Source organism: Bradyrhizobium sp. MI1.4 (assembly GCF_055811315.1).
The window spans coordinates 146,616-160,843 of the sequence record NZ_JBVVPP010000009.1 but is presented as its reverse complement, the minus strand read 5'-3'; the positions used below and the strand labels follow the sequence as shown (position 1 = coordinate 160,843).

Annotated in this window: 16 protein-coding genes and 1 riboswitch; of the genes, 10 read left to right on the top strand and 6 right to left on the bottom strand. The window is 64.5% G+C overall.

Annotation, left to right across the window (positions count from 1 at the left end; all coding sequences use genetic code 11):
• Positions 1 to 43: 43 nt before the first annotated feature.
• Positions 44 to 295 carry an accessory factor UbiK family protein gene (locus tag AC0L23_RS13500; RefSeq protein WP_007596812.1) on the bottom strand — a complete coding sequence of 84 codons (252 nt, stop codon included), beginning with the start codon at positions 293 to 295 and terminating at the stop codon, positions 44 to 46.
• 169 nt (positions 296 to 464) lie between these two features.
• Here AC0L23_RS13500 and AC0L23_RS13495 point away from each other — a divergent pair, with 169 nt between their 5' ends.
• From AC0L23_RS13495 to AC0L23_RS13460, 8 genes are all read left to right on the top strand, one after another.
• A complete protein-coding gene (locus AC0L23_RS13495; protein ID WP_085350060.1) occupies positions 465 to 1,202 on the top strand; it encodes a dienelactone hydrolase family protein in 738 nt (245 codons plus the stop codon).
• An 8-nt stretch (positions 1,203 to 1,210) separates the two neighbouring features.
• Positions 1,211 to 2,056, top strand: coding sequence for a prolipoprotein diacylglyceryl transferase (lgt, locus tag AC0L23_RS13490; RefSeq protein ID WP_085358100.1), 846 nt, complete (start codon positions 1,211 to 1,213; stop codon positions 2,054 to 2,056).
• Between the two features lie 21 nt (positions 2,057 to 2,077).
• Positions 2,078 to 3,196 carry a class I SAM-dependent methyltransferase gene (locus AC0L23_RS13485; RefSeq protein WP_018453517.1) on the top strand — a complete coding sequence of 373 codons (1,119 nt, stop codon included), beginning with the start codon at positions 2,078 to 2,080 and terminating at the stop codon, positions 3,194 to 3,196.
• Complete coding sequence (pgeF, locus tag AC0L23_RS13480; RefSeq protein ID WP_018453516.1) at positions 3,193 to 3,960, top strand: peptidoglycan editing factor PgeF; 768 nt, start codon at positions 3,193 to 3,195, stop codon at positions 3,958 to 3,960. The genes AC0L23_RS13485 and pgeF overlap by 4 nt, the downstream gene beginning before the upstream one ends.
• A gap of 113 nt (positions 3,961 to 4,073) precedes the next feature.
• On the top strand, positions 4,074 to 4,688 hold the full coding sequence (locus tag AC0L23_RS13475; RefSeq protein WP_085358098.1) for a hypothetical protein: 615 nt from the start codon (positions 4,074 to 4,076) through the stop codon (positions 4,686 to 4,688).
• A gap of 193 nt (positions 4,689 to 4,881) precedes the next feature.
• A complete protein-coding gene (locus tag AC0L23_RS13470; protein WP_007596822.1) occupies positions 4,882 to 5,835 on the top strand; it encodes a ribose-phosphate pyrophosphokinase in 954 nt (317 codons plus the stop codon).
• Between the two features lie 240 nt (positions 5,836 to 6,075).
• Positions 6,076 to 7,104, top strand: a complete 1,029-nt coding sequence (locus tag AC0L23_RS13465) for a putative zinc-binding metallopeptidase (RefSeq protein WP_085350066.1) — start codon at positions 6,076 to 6,078, stop codon at positions 7,102 to 7,104.
• Positions 7,101 to 8,135 carry a D-alanine--D-alanine ligase family protein gene (locus AC0L23_RS13460; RefSeq protein ID WP_085383806.1) on the top strand — a complete coding sequence of 345 codons (1,035 nt, stop codon included), beginning with the start codon at positions 7,101 to 7,103 and terminating at the stop codon, positions 8,133 to 8,135. The genes AC0L23_RS13465 and AC0L23_RS13460 overlap by 4 nt, the downstream gene beginning before the upstream one ends.
• A gap of 75 nt (positions 8,136 to 8,210) precedes the next feature.
• Here the strand turns inward: AC0L23_RS13460 and AC0L23_RS13455 are convergent, their stop codons facing one another.
• Positions 8,211 to 8,774 (bottom strand): 6,7-dimethyl-8-ribityllumazine synthase, encoded by a 564-nt coding sequence (locus AC0L23_RS13455; protein WP_026232546.1) that lies wholly within the window; start codon positions 8,772 to 8,774, stop codon positions 8,211 to 8,213.
• Positions 8,775 to 8,850: 76 nt separating this feature from the next.
• Positions 8,851 to 9,008, bottom strand: a riboswitch (FMN riboswitch).
• A 411-nt stretch (positions 9,009 to 9,419) separates the two neighbouring features.
• Here AC0L23_RS13455 and AC0L23_RS13450 point away from each other — a divergent pair.
• Together AC0L23_RS13450 and proC are read left to right on the top strand one after the other, a co-directional pair.
• Positions 9,420 to 9,920: a type III secretion system chaperone family protein gene (locus AC0L23_RS13450; protein ID WP_018453509.1), complete on the top strand. Its 501-nt coding sequence runs from the start codon at positions 9,420 to 9,422 to the stop codon at positions 9,918 to 9,920.
• Between the two features lie 183 nt (positions 9,921 to 10,103).
• Complete coding sequence (proC, locus tag AC0L23_RS13445; RefSeq protein ID WP_085358096.1) at positions 10,104 to 10,928, top strand: pyrroline-5-carboxylate reductase; 825 nt, start codon at positions 10,104 to 10,106, stop codon at positions 10,926 to 10,928.
• Between the two features lie 99 nt (positions 10,929 to 11,027).
• Here proC and AC0L23_RS13440 read toward each other — a convergent pair whose 3' ends face one another.
• The 4 genes from AC0L23_RS13440 to AC0L23_RS13425 all read right to left on the bottom strand — a co-directional run bounded on the left by AC0L23_RS13440 (position 11,028) and on the right by AC0L23_RS13425 (position 14,015).
• The gene (locus tag AC0L23_RS13440; RefSeq protein WP_018453507.1) at positions 11,028 to 11,432 is read right to left on the bottom strand and encodes a thioesterase family protein; all 405 of its coding nucleotides are present in this window, start codon (positions 11,430 to 11,432) and stop codon (positions 11,028 to 11,030) included.
• A 183-nt stretch (positions 11,433 to 11,615) separates the two neighbouring features.
• The gene (locus AC0L23_RS13435; RefSeq protein ID WP_083926322.1) at positions 11,616 to 11,864 is read right to left on the bottom strand and encodes a tautomerase family protein; all 249 of its coding nucleotides are present in this window, start codon (positions 11,862 to 11,864) and stop codon (positions 11,616 to 11,618) included.
• A gap of 55 nt (positions 11,865 to 11,919) precedes the next feature.
• A complete protein-coding gene (gene hisS, locus AC0L23_RS13430) occupies positions 11,920 to 13,440 on the bottom strand; it encodes a histidine--tRNA ligase (RefSeq protein ID WP_473357008.1) in 1,521 nt (506 codons plus the stop codon).
• Between the two features lie 50 nt (positions 13,441 to 13,490).
• Positions 13,491 to 14,015 carry a YegJ family protein gene (locus AC0L23_RS13425; protein WP_018453504.1) on the bottom strand — a complete coding sequence of 175 codons (525 nt, stop codon included), beginning with the start codon at positions 14,013 to 14,015 and terminating at the stop codon, positions 13,491 to 13,493.
• Positions 14,016 to 14,228: the final 213 nt, after the last annotated feature.

Sequence of the window (14,228 nt, the reverse complement as noted above, 5' to 3'; positions counted from 1 at the left end):
GGCGGCCGGAAGGAACCGGATCGCCCGGACGGAGCCGGCGGAGTTACCCGCCGAGCTTGGCCTCCAGCGCCGCGATGCGCGCCTTCAGGGCCTCGTTCTCCTCGCGCGCCAAGCGCGCCATATCCTTGACCGCCTCGAACTCCTCGCGCTTGACCAGGTCCATATCGCGCAGGAATTTTTCGGCCTGGGTGCGCATCACCGTGTCGAACTCGCGCTTGACGCCCTGCGCGGCGCCGGCGGCATCGTTCATCAGGCGGCCGATCTCGTCGAAAAACCGGTTGTTGGTCTGGGTCATGTCGGTCTCCTGGCGGCTTTCGATGAACTCTGCGCGAACGCGCGGGAAGACAATGGCAATCCGTTTGGGCCGGTTCAAGGGCCGATCGGCGGTATCCTTGTCATGCCCCGGTTTCCTTGCAATCGTATTCAACGTCCCTGCATAAGAAGAATCACAAAAGGCGCTCGAGATGATCGACCAGCAGATCGCGATCCCCACCAAGGACGGTCACACCGCAACCTTCATCAGCCATCCCGAACGCGGCGGGCCGTTTCCGGTCATCCTGTTCTACATGGACGCGCCGGCGATCCGCGAAGAGCTGCGCGACATGGCGCGCCGGCTCGCGACGTCGGGCTATTACGTGATGCTGCCGAACCTCTATTACCGCTCCGGCGTGATGGAGCTCGGCGCGCTGCCGGCCGATCCGAACGCGCCGGAGCGCAAGCGCATGTTCGCGCTGATGGGATCGCTCACGATCCCCATGATCATGGACGACACCCGGGCGTTGCTCACCTATGCCGAGGGCCAGGCGGCCGCGAACACCAAGCTGATCGGTACAGTCGGCTACTGCATGAGCGGCCGCTACGCCGTCAACGCCGCCACGCATTTCCCCGATCGCGTCAAGGCCGCCGCTTCGGTCTACGGCACGCAGCTCGCAACCGACCAGGACGACAGCCCGCATCTGGCGGCAGCCAAGACCAAGGCCGAACTCTACTTCGCCTGCGCCGAGACCGACATCTACGCGCCCGCCGAGATCATCGAGAAGGTGAAGCAGGGCATGAGCGGCGCCAAAGCCGAAGTCGAGATCTATCCCGGCACCCATCACGGCTTCGCCTTCCCCAAGCGTCCGGTCTATCACCGCGACGCCGCCGAGCGGCATTGGGAGCGTCTGCTGGCGCTCTATCGCCGCAATCTCGTCCAGACATAGAAGGCGCGATGCAACTTCTTCTCATCGACTTTCCCGCCTTCAAGCCGATCGCGATCGAGATCGGCCCGTTCGCGATCCGCTGGTATGCCCTGGCCTATATCTGCGGCATCGTGTTCGGCTGGCTCTATGCGCGCTCGCTCCTGAAAAGGGAGCGGCTGTGGGGCGGCCCGGCGCCGATGTCGCTGGTGCAGATCGACGACTTCATTCTGTGGGTCACGCTCGGCATCATCCTCGGCGGCCGCACCGGTTATGTGCTGTTCTACAACCTGCCCTTCTTCATCGACCATCCCGCCGCGATTTTCAGGCTGTGGGAAGGCGGCATGTCCTTCCACGGCGGCTTCCTCGGCTGCGTCGTCGCGGTGATGTGGTTCGCCTATCGCAACCGCATCTCGATCCTGTCGCTCGGCGACATCACCACCGCCGTCGCCCCGGTCGGGCTGCTGCTCGGCCGCATCGCCAATTTCATCAATGGCGAATTGTGGGGCCGCGCCGCCGACCCGGAGCTGCCCTGGGCGATGATCTTCCCCAACGATCCCGCCCAGCTGCCGCGCCATCCGAGCCAGCTCTACGAGGCCGGCATGGAGGGCATTTTGCTGTTCACAGTGCTCGCGGTCATGATCCGCTTCGGTGCCCTGAAGCGGCCGGGCATGATCCTCGGCGCCTTCATCCTGATCTATGGTTTGAGCCGGATCGCCGGCGAGCATTTCCGCGAACCGGACGTCCAGCTCGGCTTCCTCTGGGGCGGATTAACCATGGGCATGCTGTTGTCGATCCCGATGCTTATTGTGGGCGGCATACTTATTGTATTGGCGGTGAGGCGCGGTGCGCCCGAGCCCGTAGGGGCTATTCGTTAATTCCTTTTGAGAAGATAGGCCGTGACCGACCAGCCGTTACTCGACGAGATCAAGGCGCTGATCAAATCCTCGGGCCCCATGCCGGTCTGGCGGTACATGGAACTGTGCCTGATGCATCCGCGCTATGGCTACTACGTCTCGCGCGATCCGTTGGGACGAGAAGGCGACTTCACCACTGCGCCGGAGGTCAGCCAGATGTTCGGCGAGCTCTTGGGCCTGTGGACCGCCTCGGTGTGGAAGCAGATGGGCTCGCCGCAATTCCTGCGGCTGATCGAGCTCGGCCCCGGCCGCGGCACCATGATGGCCGACGCCCTGCGCGCGCTCCGCGTGCTGCCGCCGCTCTACCAGGCGCTCCACATCCACATGGTCGAGGTCAATCCCGTCCTGCGCGAGCGGCAGAGTGCGACGCTGTCGGGCGTGCGCAACATCGCCTGGCACGACAGCATCGACGACGTGCCCGAGGGACCGAGCATCATCCTCGCCAACGAATATTTCGACGTGCTGCCGATCCACCAGATGGTCCGACACGAGAACGGCTGGCACGAGCGCGTGATCGAGGTCGACGCCAACGGAAAACTTCAATTCGGCGCGGCGGCCGAGCCGACGCCGCGCTTCGAGGTGTTGCTGCCGCCTCTGGTGCGCGCCGCGCCCGTCGGGGCCGTGTTCGAATGGCGGCCCGATGCCGAGATCATGAAGCTCGCCAGCCGCGTGCGCGACCAGGACGGCGCGGCGCTGATCATCGATTACGGTCATCTGCGCAGCGATGCCGGCGACACCTTCCAGGCGATCGCGCGCCACACCTTCACCGATCCCCTGAAGGCGCCGGGCCAGGCCGACGTCACAGCCCATGTCGACTTCCAGGCGCTCGCGCGCGGGGCGGAGGACGTCGGCGCCCGCGTGCACGGGCCGGTGACGCAGGGCGATTTCCTCAAACGCGTCGGCATCGAGACCCGTGCAGCCGCCTTGATGCAGAAGGCGGCGCCTGACGTCGCCACCGACATTTCGATCGCGCTCAAGCGCCTGACCGAAACCGGGCGCAGCGGCATGGGTTCGATGTTCAAGGTGCTCGGCATCTCCGAGCCGCGGCTGACGGGCCTTGCGGGACTCAGCGATCTCGAACGCGCCGGAGACGATTCATGACGCTTGCCTCCTCGCTGCTGTCCGCGGTGCCCGGCCTGCGCCACGCCTTCTTCACCCGCGAGGGCGGCGTCTCGGGCGGCATCTATTCCGCGCTGAACGGCGGGCTCGGCTCCAATGACGACCAGGCCCTTGTTGCGGAGAACCGCCGCCGCATGGCCGAGCATGTCGGCGTCGCACCCGAACGCTTTCTCAGCCTGCACCAGATCCATTCGCCCGACGTGCTCGTGGCCGAAGCTCGGTGGCCGAGCGGGCCGCGGCCGAAGGGCGATGCGCTGGTGACGAAGGTGCCCGGCATCGCGCTCGGCGTCTCCACCGCCGATTGCGGACCGGTGCTGTTCGTCGATCCCAATGCGGGCGTGATCGGCGGCGCGCATGCCGGCTGGAAGGGTGCGCTCACCGGCGTGCTGGAGCAGACCATTTCGGCGATGGAAAAACTCGGCGCCTCGCGGAGCCGCATCATCGCCGCGATCGGCCCGCTGATCCGCCAGGACAGTTATGAAGTCGGCAACGAGTTCGTGGCGCGCTTCATCGAGGCGGATGGAGACAACGCCATGTTCTTCATCCCGTCGGTGCGCGAGGGACACGCGATGTTCGACCTCGCCGGCTTCATCCGCAAGCGTCTGGAAGCCGCGGGCATCCTGATGATCGACGATCTCGGTCTGGACACCTACGCCGACGAACGCTTCTTCAGCTACCGCCGCTCGGTACATCGCAAAGAGCCGGATTACGGCCGCCACGTTCACGCGATCGCGCTCGAAGCGTGAACACAAAGGCAACCCCGTGTCATTCCGGGGCGATGCCTGCGCGCGATGATAGTGGCCTGTGGCGCCCCCGCCCTAGACGTTAATGCGTTTTAACGATATCGCTGCCCTCCATAATGAGGGACGCGTCATTCATCTTGCGCCGCGCGGGTTCGCGCGTGCTCGCGGTCATGCTGCTGACGGCGGCGGCCGCGCTTGGCGGCTGTGCCGGTGGCGGTGGCGCCGCGAACTCCTATGCGATGGCGCCGAGCGCCGGCTCGGGGGCGACAGTCGCGTTCGAATCGATCGACGGGCCGCCGCCGCAAGTGTTCGACCGCATGGTCGGCGTGCTCGACAGCGAATCCAAGCTGCGCAGCCTGTCCGTGGTCTCCCGCGAGGGGACGGCTGCCTACCGCGTGCGCAGCTACCTCTCCGCCCAGATCGTTCGTGGCAAGACCGTGATCGCCTGGGTCTGGGACGTCTACGACGCCAACCAGCAGCGGGCGCTGCGCCTTTCCGGCGAGGAACCGACCGCGGCCAAGGGCGGCCGGGATCCTTGGGGCGCTGCCGACGACCTCGTGCTGCGGAAGATCGCCCAGGCCGGATTCAGCGGACTTTCCAACATGATCAACGGTACACCGGATGCGCCGAACTCGGCGCCCGGCTTGCGCGGGCCGGCCGTGGCGAGCGTGATCCCGGAGGCTCCATTGGCCGACATGCCGGCCTCGGCGCTGGGCTATGCCGAGCGCTAACCCCCGCGAAACCACGGCCCCGTTTTCCGGCCAAACCGTTGGCCGGACTCGGGATTTCGCAGGGAAAACGTAGTGCCCCGGGTTGCCATTGCAGCCCCCGGCCTGATATTTCCTCGCCCGTCGTAACCGTGCTTCCAGTGGGTATTGTTTGATGTTGAACATCGTGTCCAGCAAAGCGCGGGAGGAAGCGTCCATGTCGGCCAAGAACGGCTCCATCAAGCTCGTCGCCGGCAACTCCAATCCGGCTCTCGCTCAGGCCATCGCGCAAGGTCTCGACCTGCCGCTGACCAAGGCGGTGGTACGGCGCTTCGCCGACATGGAGATCTTCGTCGAGATCCAGGAGAACGTGCGGGGCTCGGATGCCTTCGTCATCCAGTCGACCTCGTTTCCGGCGAACGACCATCTGATGGAATTGCTGATCATCACCGACGCACTGCGCCGCTCCTCGGCGCGCCGCATCACCGCGGTGTTGCCCTATTTCGGCTACGCCCGGCAGGACCGCAAGTCGGGTTCGCGCACGCCGATCTCGGCAAAACTCGTCGCCAATCTGATCACCCAGGCCGGCGTCGACCGCGTCATGACGCTCGACCTGCATGCCGGCCAGATCCAGGGCTTCTTCGACATCCCGACCGACAATCTCTACGCAGCGCCGCTGATGGTGCGCGACATCAAGGACAAGTTCGACCTCTCCAGGACAATGGTGATCTCGCCCGACGTCGGCGGCGTGGCGCGCGCACGCGGCCTCGCCAAGCGCATCAACACCCCGCTCGCGATCGTCGACAAGCGCCGCGAGAGGGCGGGTGAATCCGAGGTCATGAACGTGATCGGCGACGTCGCCGGCTACACCTGCATCCTGATCGACGACATCGTGGATTCCGGCGGCACGCTGGTGAACGCCGCCGACGCGCTGATCGCCAAGGGCGCCAAGGACGTCTACGCCTACATCACCCACGGCGTGCTCTCCGGCGGCGCGGCGGCCCGTATCACGAACTCCAGGCTGAAGGAGCTGGTGATCACCGATTCGATCCTGCCGACGGAGGCGGTGAGCAAGGCACCGAACATCCGCACGCTGCCGATCGCCAGCCTGATCTCGGACGCGATCGCGCGCACCGCGGCGGAAGAGTCGGTGTCGAGCCTGTTCGACTGAGTTTTCCGCCTCTGGCCGCTTGCGGAGAAATCGCAGGGTGGGCAAAGGCGCAACGCGCCGTGCCCACCTTTTTTGTGGACATGAAGACGGTGAGCATGCTTCCGCCTTCGCTCGTCGAGCTCCGGCGGACAAGTCGCTTTGCCCCCTACGGCCTCACGCGCCGCCGCCCCCCGGGTTGTTGCCAACGAGCGCCCATGACATCATCCGAATCCCGAGTCATCTCTGCCCTCTGGATGCCCGATGCCACGCCGGAAATTTGCCTGGGAGAAGCTGTCGGATGATGAGTTGCTCAAGCAACGCCTCTCCAGCCTGAGGGTTACGGTCGAAGGCACCTGGCTCGAGGACTGCGTCAGAACGCTCTACGAGGAACTCGAGGAGCGCGGCATCCGGCTGCGGCCGCACACCTGGATGTCGAGCGAATGGTTCAGTCCGGGCGGCGTTCCCGGCATCGCCATTCCGTTCTATCTCGCTCATCCCCGCCTGATGAAGCTCGAGAAGAAGATGATGTTCGACGTCGAGGGCGGAACCTGGCGCGAATGCATGGCCATCCTTCGTCACGAAGCGGGCCATGCGATCCAGCACGGCTACCAGTTGCAGCGCCGCCGGCGCTGGCAGCAACTGTTCGGCCCGTCGTCGAAACATTATCCGCGCTATTACCGGCCCAATCCGGCCAGCCGGCGTTACGTCCAGCATCTGCGGCTGTGGTACGCGCAGAGCCATCCGGACGAGGATTTCGCCGAGACCTTTGCGGTGTGGCTGCGGCCGCGCTCGAACTGGCGAACGCGATATGCGGGCTGGCCGGCACTGAAGAAGCTTGAATATGTCGACGAGCTGATGGGCGAGATCGCGGGAAAGCGGCCGCCGATCACGACGCGGGAGCGTGTCGATACGCTGGGTCGGCTCAGCCAGACGCTCGAAGAGCACTACAAGAAGAAGCAGGCGTTCTACGCCTTCACGCCCCCCAAGACCTACGACCGCGATCTCTCCCGGCTGTTTTCAGCCGATCCAAGGCACCACCGCTCAAAGCCGGCTTCAGCCCTGATCAGGCGCCACCGCTCCCAGATCAGGCAATTGGTCTCGCGATGGACCGGCGAGAATCAGCTTACGCTCGATGCCGTGCTTGACGAGATGATCTCTCGTTGTCGCGAGCTCGATCTGCGTGCCGTCGGCCCTGAACAGAAGCTTGTTCTCGACTTCATCGTCCTCGTGACCGCCAAGACGATGCACACGATGTTTGGCCCGTCTCGACGAAAATGGATCGCGCTATGAGACGTCTACGCATTCTGGTGCTCATGCATCCGGACTTCGTGCCGCCGGACTCCAGCGACGGGCACACCGCGCAGGAAATCAACGCGTGGAAAACGGAATACGACGTGGTGAGTACCTTGCGCGCGGCGGGCCATGAGGTTCGCCCACTCGGCGCGCAGGAGGAAATCAAGCCGGTGCGCGAAGCTATCGAGGAATTCAAGCCGCACGTGGTGTTCACGCTGCTGGAGGAATTCCACAACAACGTCGCCTTCGACCAGCACATCGCGAGCTATCTCGAGCTGATGAAGGTCCCTTATACCGGGTGCAATCCGCGCGGCCTGACCCTCGCCCGCGGCAAGGATTTGTCCAAGACGCTGGTGCATCACCGCCGGATCGCCGCGCCGGCCTTTGCGGTCTTCCCGATGCGCCGCAAGGTGAAACGCCCGACACGCCTTGCGCTGCCGCTGATCGTCAAGAGCCTGAACATGGATGGCTCGTTCGGCATCTCGCAAGCATCGATCGTCGACACCGACGAGAAGCTGGCGGAGCGGGTTGCCTTCATCCACGAGCGGGTCGAATCCGCCGCCATTGCCGAGCAGTTCATTGAGGGGCGAGAGCTTTACGTCGGCGTGCTCGGCAACAACCGCTTGCGCGTTCTGCCGGTCTGGGAGCTGAAATTCGGCAGCATGGGCGGCCGCTCGTCACGGCATATCGCCACGGAGAAGGCCAAGCACGACACCGACTATCAGGAGAAGGTCGGCATCGTCGACGGACCTGCGAAGGATCTGGCGCCGGAAGTGACCGCCAGGATCCAGCGGGCCGCGAAACGCATCTACCGGGTGCTCGGCCTCGACGGCTACGCGCGCATCGATTTTCGTCTCACTGCCGACGGCACGCCATATTTCATCGAAGCCAATCCCAATCCCGAGATCGCCAAGAGCCAGGAGTTCGCCACGGCCGCTCTACATGACGGACTGAAATATCCGGCTCTCCTGCAGCGCATCCTGACGCTTGGGATCAGCCGCGCCAAAGCGGGGGTGTCACTGGGGTGATGACGGCGGCGATCGCCCTCATCCTTCGAGACGCGTTTCGCGCCCCTCGGGATGAGGGATCGTCGTTGCGCTGCGTTACACGATTCCCGCGGCGACCTGGCCGCGCAGGCGTTCGAGCCCGAGCAATGTCTCCGCGCAGGCGGCTGCCACTTCGACGCCCTTGATGGCAAAATGCTTGCGGAAGAAATCGTAGTGCACCTCGGTCTCGTGGAATTGCTGCGGCGTCAGCACCGCGGAGAACACGGGCACCTCGGTGCGCAGCTGCACGTCCATCAACGCCTTGATCACGGTATCGGCGACGAACTCATGGCGGTAGATGCCGCCGTCGACGACGAGGCCGGCCGCGACGATCGCGGTGTAGCGTCGTGTCTTGGCCAGGATCTGCGCATGCAGCGGGATCTCGAACGAGCCCGGCACCTCGAACACGTCGACATGATTGAGGTGGCGCGCTTCTGCCTCCTTCGCGAAGGCGATGCGGGCCTCCTCGACCACGTCGCGGTGCCAGCAGGCCTGCACGAAGGCCACCCGCTGCGGTTTCGCGAAGCGCGGATGGTCGGGCACCGGATCTTGCGGAACCGGCGGTGGCGTTTGAGTTGGTTGGGACGTTTCGGCTTGGGGATCTTGCAACATCTGATTCATGGCTTTCCTCAGTTAAGGACCAGAATCAGGGCACACGGAACGACAAACAGCCGCATCCTGCGATGCGTCTGCCACCGACCGTTCTCTTTCATCCGGACTTTAACCGTCGGCTTCGGAGTTGCACCGAATCTGCTGACCCTTCCCCTCAGCAAGGCTTTGAGGAAGGCGCTCGCGGGCTTAGGCCTTACGGCCCTTACCGCCGGTGGGGACTTTCACCCCGCCCTGAGAACATCGGCCGCCCGGGATGAACGGCCTGACCGGAATATGACGCCGGTTCGGGGCCGCGGCAAGCGGGTTCCGCATGGGAAAACCGCATGGTCCCATGCCGCCATGGCGGTCCAGGGGGCACGCGACGGAATTAGCGATTGGCAGGCCTTTGGCGAATCCGATTCCGGTTTGTTCTTCTCCATCCGGTTCGGCCTCACCGGCGTTAATAATTGTGGCGGAGATGAGCTGTGGACGAACGAGTCCTGACTTGTGGACGGACTCGGCAGCCAGTTGCGCAGATTCCGCAAATCACATCAGTTGATCCGCGACAAGCCCGCGCTGATCCGAACGGATCGCCTTAGCAAGATTTAAGGGAGCGCGCGCCGGACCAACCGCGTGCGTATCAAAGACAACAAAAAGGCAAGAGGTCGAGACGGCATGTCCCTGCTCGAAGGCACCATCGATTCCAAAAACCATCCGCTCGCGGTGGTCGAGGATATCGCTGCCAGCAACAACTGGCCGTTCGAACGCTCCGGCGAAGACGAACTCACGATTGTCTCCAAGGGACAATGGACCGACTACCAGATCTCCTTCACCTGGATGGGCGAGATCGAGGCGCTGCATCTGGCCTGCGCGTTCGACATGAAGATCCCGGTTGCGCGGCGGCCGGAGGTCCAGCGGCTCGTGGCCGCGGTCAACGAGCAGTTGTGGGTCGGGCACTTCGACCTGTGGACCACCACCGGCATGATCATGCACCGGCAGGCCCTGGTGCTGCCGGGCGGGCTCATCGCCTCCACCGGCCAGTGCGAAGCCATGCTCGCAGGCGCCATCCACGCCTGCGAACGCTATTTCCCGGCTTTCCAGTTCGTGGTGTGGGCGGGCAAGTCCACGACGGAAGCCATGGACGCGGCCATGTTCGACACGGTGGGCGAGGCGTAAGCGCACTCTCCCGAGGCGGCGAGCGAGCCCGGCTTTCTCCATCGTCGTCCTGGCGAAAGCCAGGACCCATACCGCGAGGTCTTTGTGTAGCTCGCGATGCTTGTTGCTCTGCCATCCTTCCACTAGAACCAGCCGTGGTAATGGGTCCTGGCCTTCGCCAGGACGACGGCGGTGGCGACAGCGATGGCGAACAGCACTCTCGAGAACATCACCGGCACCATCCTGCTCGCCGGTGCCGGCAAGATGGGCGGCGCGATGCTGACCGGATGGCTTTCGGGCGGGCTCGATCCGCGCCGCGTCGCGGTGATCGATCCGCACATCTCGGCCGAGATCACCGCACTTGCCGCCAAGGGGATTGCGCTCAATCCTGATGTGACGACGGCAGGCCAGGTCGAGACGCTCGTCGTCGCGGTGAAGCCGCAAATGTTCCGCGAGGCCGGCGCCAAGCTGAAGCCATTCGTCTCCGACAAGACCGCGGTGGTGTCGATCATGGCGGGAACCACGATCGCCTCGCTCGAGGAGGTCTGCGGCGGCGCGGTGGTGCGCGCGATGCCGAACACGCCGGCCGCGATCGGTCGCGGCATCACGGTGGCTGTCGCCGCGAACAATGTCAGCGCACAGCAACGCGCGGTGGCCGATGCGCTGCTACGCGCCACCGGCTCGGTCGAATGGGTCGACGATGAGAGCCTGATGGACGCGGTCACTGCGGTGTCCGGCTCGGGTCCGGCCTATGTGTTTTTGCTGGCCGAGGAACTCGCGCGCGCCGGTGTCGAGGCGGGATTGCCCGAGGCGCTCGCGACAAAACTCGCGCGCGAATCCGTCGCCGGCTCGGGTGAACTTCTCCACCAGTCGGAGCTTGCCTCCGGCACGCTGCGCCAGAACGTCACCTCGCCCGGCGGCACCACGGCCGCGGCACTCGGCGTGCTGATGGGCGAGCCCGGCCTGCGCGATCTGATGATCCGCGCCATCGCGGCGGCGACGAAGCGGTCGAAGGAATTGGCGAAGTAAGAAAGTGTGCCGTAGGGTGGGCAAAGCGAAGCGTGCCCCACTCATTCGAATGCAATCGCGGAAAGATGGTGGGCACGGCGCTGCGCGCCTTTGCCCACCCTACGATTTCGAGCCTGCGGCTAGCCGCTTGTTGAACATCTCGACATTGACGAGCCCGCGCGCGTGGCGCCCTTCGCCGAGTTTTCGCGGGCCTTCGAAGGCCTCGACCTCGAAGCGGATGACGCGGCGCTCGACCGCGAAAACCTTCGCAGTGGTCCGCACCGTCGCACCGACGAGGGCTGCTGCAAGATGGCGGATATCGACCTCGGTGCCGACGGTGACCCAGCCCGGCTGAAGCGCCGCACGAATCGCATCGCCCGACGTCATCTCCATTTCCAGGATCATCATCGGCGTCGCATAGACCATCGGCATGCCGGGCACGAAATGCCCGACCGTGCGCTCCACCGGCACCACCAGCGTGCGCTCGGCGCTCATGCCGACCTTGATGAAGTCGCGTGCGTCCATGGGGCCTCCCCCCGTCGTCCTGGACAAGCGCAGCGAAGCGGAGCGCCGATCCAGGACCCATTACCCCGACTCAACATTGTCATGCGCGGTCTAAACCACGACCTGCTGCGACAACTGCCGCTTGGGGTAATGGGTCCTTGGCTTTCGCCAGGACGACCTTTGTGGTTGCCGAACCAACGCCGGCTACTTCTTCGCAGCCGCCGCGCGCTCCACGAACGTCTTGCCGCCCTTCATCTTGTGGCGGAGCGGGGCTTCATTGATCTGGATGACGACGGCGTCGGCATCGACGCCGAGATTCTTCACCAGTGCCTGGGTGATGTCGCGCATCATGCCGGCCTTTTGTTCGTCGGTGCGGCCTTCGGCCATGCTGACAGTGATCTCAGGCATTTTTCTCTCCCTTGGGGCCGGACACCGGCCATTGACGGGCGCCATCAAACAGGAGGTAGATGTCCGGGACAAGCCCGGGCATGGCGACGTCAGCGAATGGCTAGCCCCAGCTCACGTCATGGCGCGCCAACACCTCGCGCACTTTGGCGACGAGGTCGGCCTCGCTGCACGAGAACTGCGCCGGGCGGCTCTCGCGCCATTCCTGGTTGGAAGCGATCGCGGCCGCCGCCTTCGCGCCCTCGATCAGATCCTTGATCTGCACCTCGCCACGCGCTTTTTCATCCGAGCCCTGGATGATGACGCAGGGCGCATTGCGGCGATCGGCATATTTGAGCTGGTTGCCCATGTTCTTTGGATTGCCGAGATAGAGCTCGGCGCGAATGCCGGCGGTTCGCAACGATGCGACCATCTTCTGATAGTCGGCGACGCGGTCGCGGTCGAACACGGTGACGACGATGGGGCCGAACCCGGGCTTCGTGTCGAGCTTGCCAAGCAGAGTCAGCGCGACCTGAAGCCGCGACACGCCGATCGAGAATCCGGTCGCCGGCACCGGCTCGCCGCGAAAGCGCGAGACGAGACCATCATAGCGGCCACCACCGCCGACCGAGCCGAAGCGGACCGGGCGGCCCTTGTCATCCTTGGTCTCGAGCAGCAATTCGACCTCGTAGACGGGGCCCGTGTAATATTCGAGACCGCGCACCACGGAGGGATCGATCTTGATGCGGTCCGCGCCGTACCCCGACGCCGTCACCAGTTTCGCGATCTCTTCCAGCTCGCTCACGCCGGCCTGACCGACTTCGCTCTTGGCGAGATAGGTTTCCGCCGCGGCGATGGCCTCTTTCCAATCGTCGCGCGGTTTGGTGATGGCGAGAACGACGTCAGCTTCCGACGCGCTTAGATTGGCGCCCTTCGTGAAGTCGCCCTTGCCTTCTTCGCCGCCATCCCATCTACCGGGACCGAGCAGTTTGCGAACTTCCTCGGCGGGAAATTTGTCGAGCTTGTCGATCGCGCGCAGCACGGTCAATCTGCGTGCTGCGTTCTCGTCGCCGCCGAGCCCGATAGCTTCCAGAACGCCGTCGAGCACTTTGCGGTTGTTCACCTTCACGACGTACTGGCCGCGCTGAACACCAAGCGCTTCCATCGTGTCCGCGGCCATCATGCAGATCTCAGCGTCCGCCGCGGGCGTGGCCGAGCCGACCGTGTCCGCATCGAACTGCATGAACTGGCGGAATCGGCCGGGGCCAGGCTTCTCGTTGCGGAAGACGTAGCCCACGCGATAGCTGCGATAGGGCAACACAAGACCGTCGGTCCCGTAGCGCTCGCCGACATAGCGCGCGAGCGGCGCGGTCAGATCGTAGCGTAAGCTGATCCACTGCTCGTCGTCGTCCTGGAACGAGAACACGCCCTCGTTCGGACGATCCTGGTCGGGCAGGAACTTGCCGAGCGCATCGGTGTATTCCATCGCCGGCGTTTCCACGGGCTCGAAGCCGTAGAGCTCGTAGACGGCGCGGATCTTCTCCACCATCTCGCGCGTCGCCCGGATCGCGGCGGGATCGCGATCCTCGAGCCCGCGCGGCAGCCGCGCCTTCAGCTTCTGGGATTTTTTGGGTTTTTCGGCCATGCGCGGCATTTACCAGCCGACGCGTGATGCGGCAACTGCCGGGTAATCGCTTACGGCTGCTCCATCCGGGCCCGGAGCGCGTCGGCATCCGCTTTCGGCAGCGACTTCAGCGTTGGCTTGATGGTTTCGCCGCCGACGATCTTGCCGTTGCGCATGAACATCCAGTCCGAGATGTCGGCTTCAGTGAATTCGACCTTATCGCCTGCCCGCTTGCCGGCCAGATCGCGTGGCTCGTTGGCGAAGAGGCCGGAATAGGCCCCATTGGGTAGCTTCTTCACCTCGGCCATCCAGATGTGCTCACCGCCTTTGCGGGTCGAAAAGTGCACCTTCAGGGCATGCCCTGTCTCCGACGGCTTCGGCGCCTCGTAGGAGGCCCAAAAGGTCGGCAGCGTGCCGCGGGCGCGCGCGATCGCGGTGTTCATCTCCGGATCGGTGGTGCGCACGTCGACGACGGGCGAACGGCCCTCAGCGGAGACGTCCGGCTTGGGGCCGATGGTCAGAATGCCGAATACGGTGATGCCGGTGACCGCGGCAAGAACGACCCATTTCAGGGACTGGGGAAGAGTGGATGTCATGATCGCGATGTCCGGATGACTCGATGTCTGGGTATGCGAGGTCTTGGACTTTGTCGCACGATCATGGTGTCGCGTTCATGGCGAGAAAAGCCAACCAGCGATGCCCTTTTCCCCTCTCCCCTTGTGGGAGAGGGTGGCTCGCCCCGCCGCGGCGCGGCCGGTGTGGGGTTTTTTAACCCGGGGCCACTTTACCAAGTAAACCCGGGTATAACA

Coding starts and splice junctions, on each gene's coding strand:
- AC0L23_RS13500 (WP_007596812.1), bottom strand. CDS start 295: ATGACCCAGACCAACAACCGGTTTTTCGACGAGATCGGCCGCCTGATG.
- AC0L23_RS13495 (WP_085350060.1), top strand. CDS start 465: ATGATCGACCAGCAGATCGCGATCCCCACCAAGGACGGTCACACCGCA.
- lgt (WP_085358100.1), top strand. CDS start 1,211: ATGCAACTTCTTCTCATCGACTTTCCCGCCTTCAAGCCGATCGCGATC.
- pgeF (WP_018453516.1), top strand. CDS start 3,193: ATGACGCTTGCCTCCTCGCTGCTGTCCGCGGTGCCCGGCCTGCGCCAC.
- AC0L23_RS13475 (WP_085358098.1), top strand. CDS start 4,074: ATGAGGGACGCGTCATTCATCTTGCGCCGCGCGGGTTCGCGCGTGCTC.
- AC0L23_RS13470 (WP_007596822.1), top strand. CDS start 4,882: ATGTCGGCCAAGAACGGCTCCATCAAGCTCGTCGCCGGCAACTCCAAT.
- AC0L23_RS13465 (WP_085350066.1), top strand. CDS start 6,076: ATGCCACGCCGGAAATTTGCCTGGGAGAAGCTGTCGGATGATGAGTTG.
- AC0L23_RS13460 (WP_085383806.1), top strand. CDS start 7,101: ATGAGACGTCTACGCATTCTGGTGCTCATGCATCCGGACTTCGTGCCG.
- AC0L23_RS13455 (WP_026232546.1), bottom strand. CDS start 8,774: ATGAATCAGATGTTGCAAGATCCCCAAGCCGAAACGTCCCAACCAACT.
- AC0L23_RS13450 (WP_018453509.1), top strand. CDS start 9,420: ATGTCCCTGCTCGAAGGCACCATCGATTCCAAAAACCATCCGCTCGCG.
- proC (WP_085358096.1), top strand. CDS start 10,104: ATGGCGAACAGCACTCTCGAGAACATCACCGGCACCATCCTGCTCGCC.
- AC0L23_RS13440 (WP_018453507.1), bottom strand. CDS start 11,432: ATGGACGCACGCGACTTCATCAAGGTCGGCATGAGCGCCGAGCGCACG.
- AC0L23_RS13435 (WP_083926322.1), bottom strand. CDS start 11,864: ATGGCGCCCGTCAATGGCCGGTGTCCGGCCCCAAGGGAGAGAAAAATG.
- hisS (WP_473357008.1), bottom strand. CDS start 13,440: ATGGCCGAAAAACCCAAAAAATCCCAGAAGCTGAAGGCGCGGCTGCCG.
- AC0L23_RS13425 (WP_018453504.1), bottom strand. CDS start 14,015: ATGACATCCACTCTTCCCCAGTCCCTGAAATGGGTCGTTCTTGCCGCG.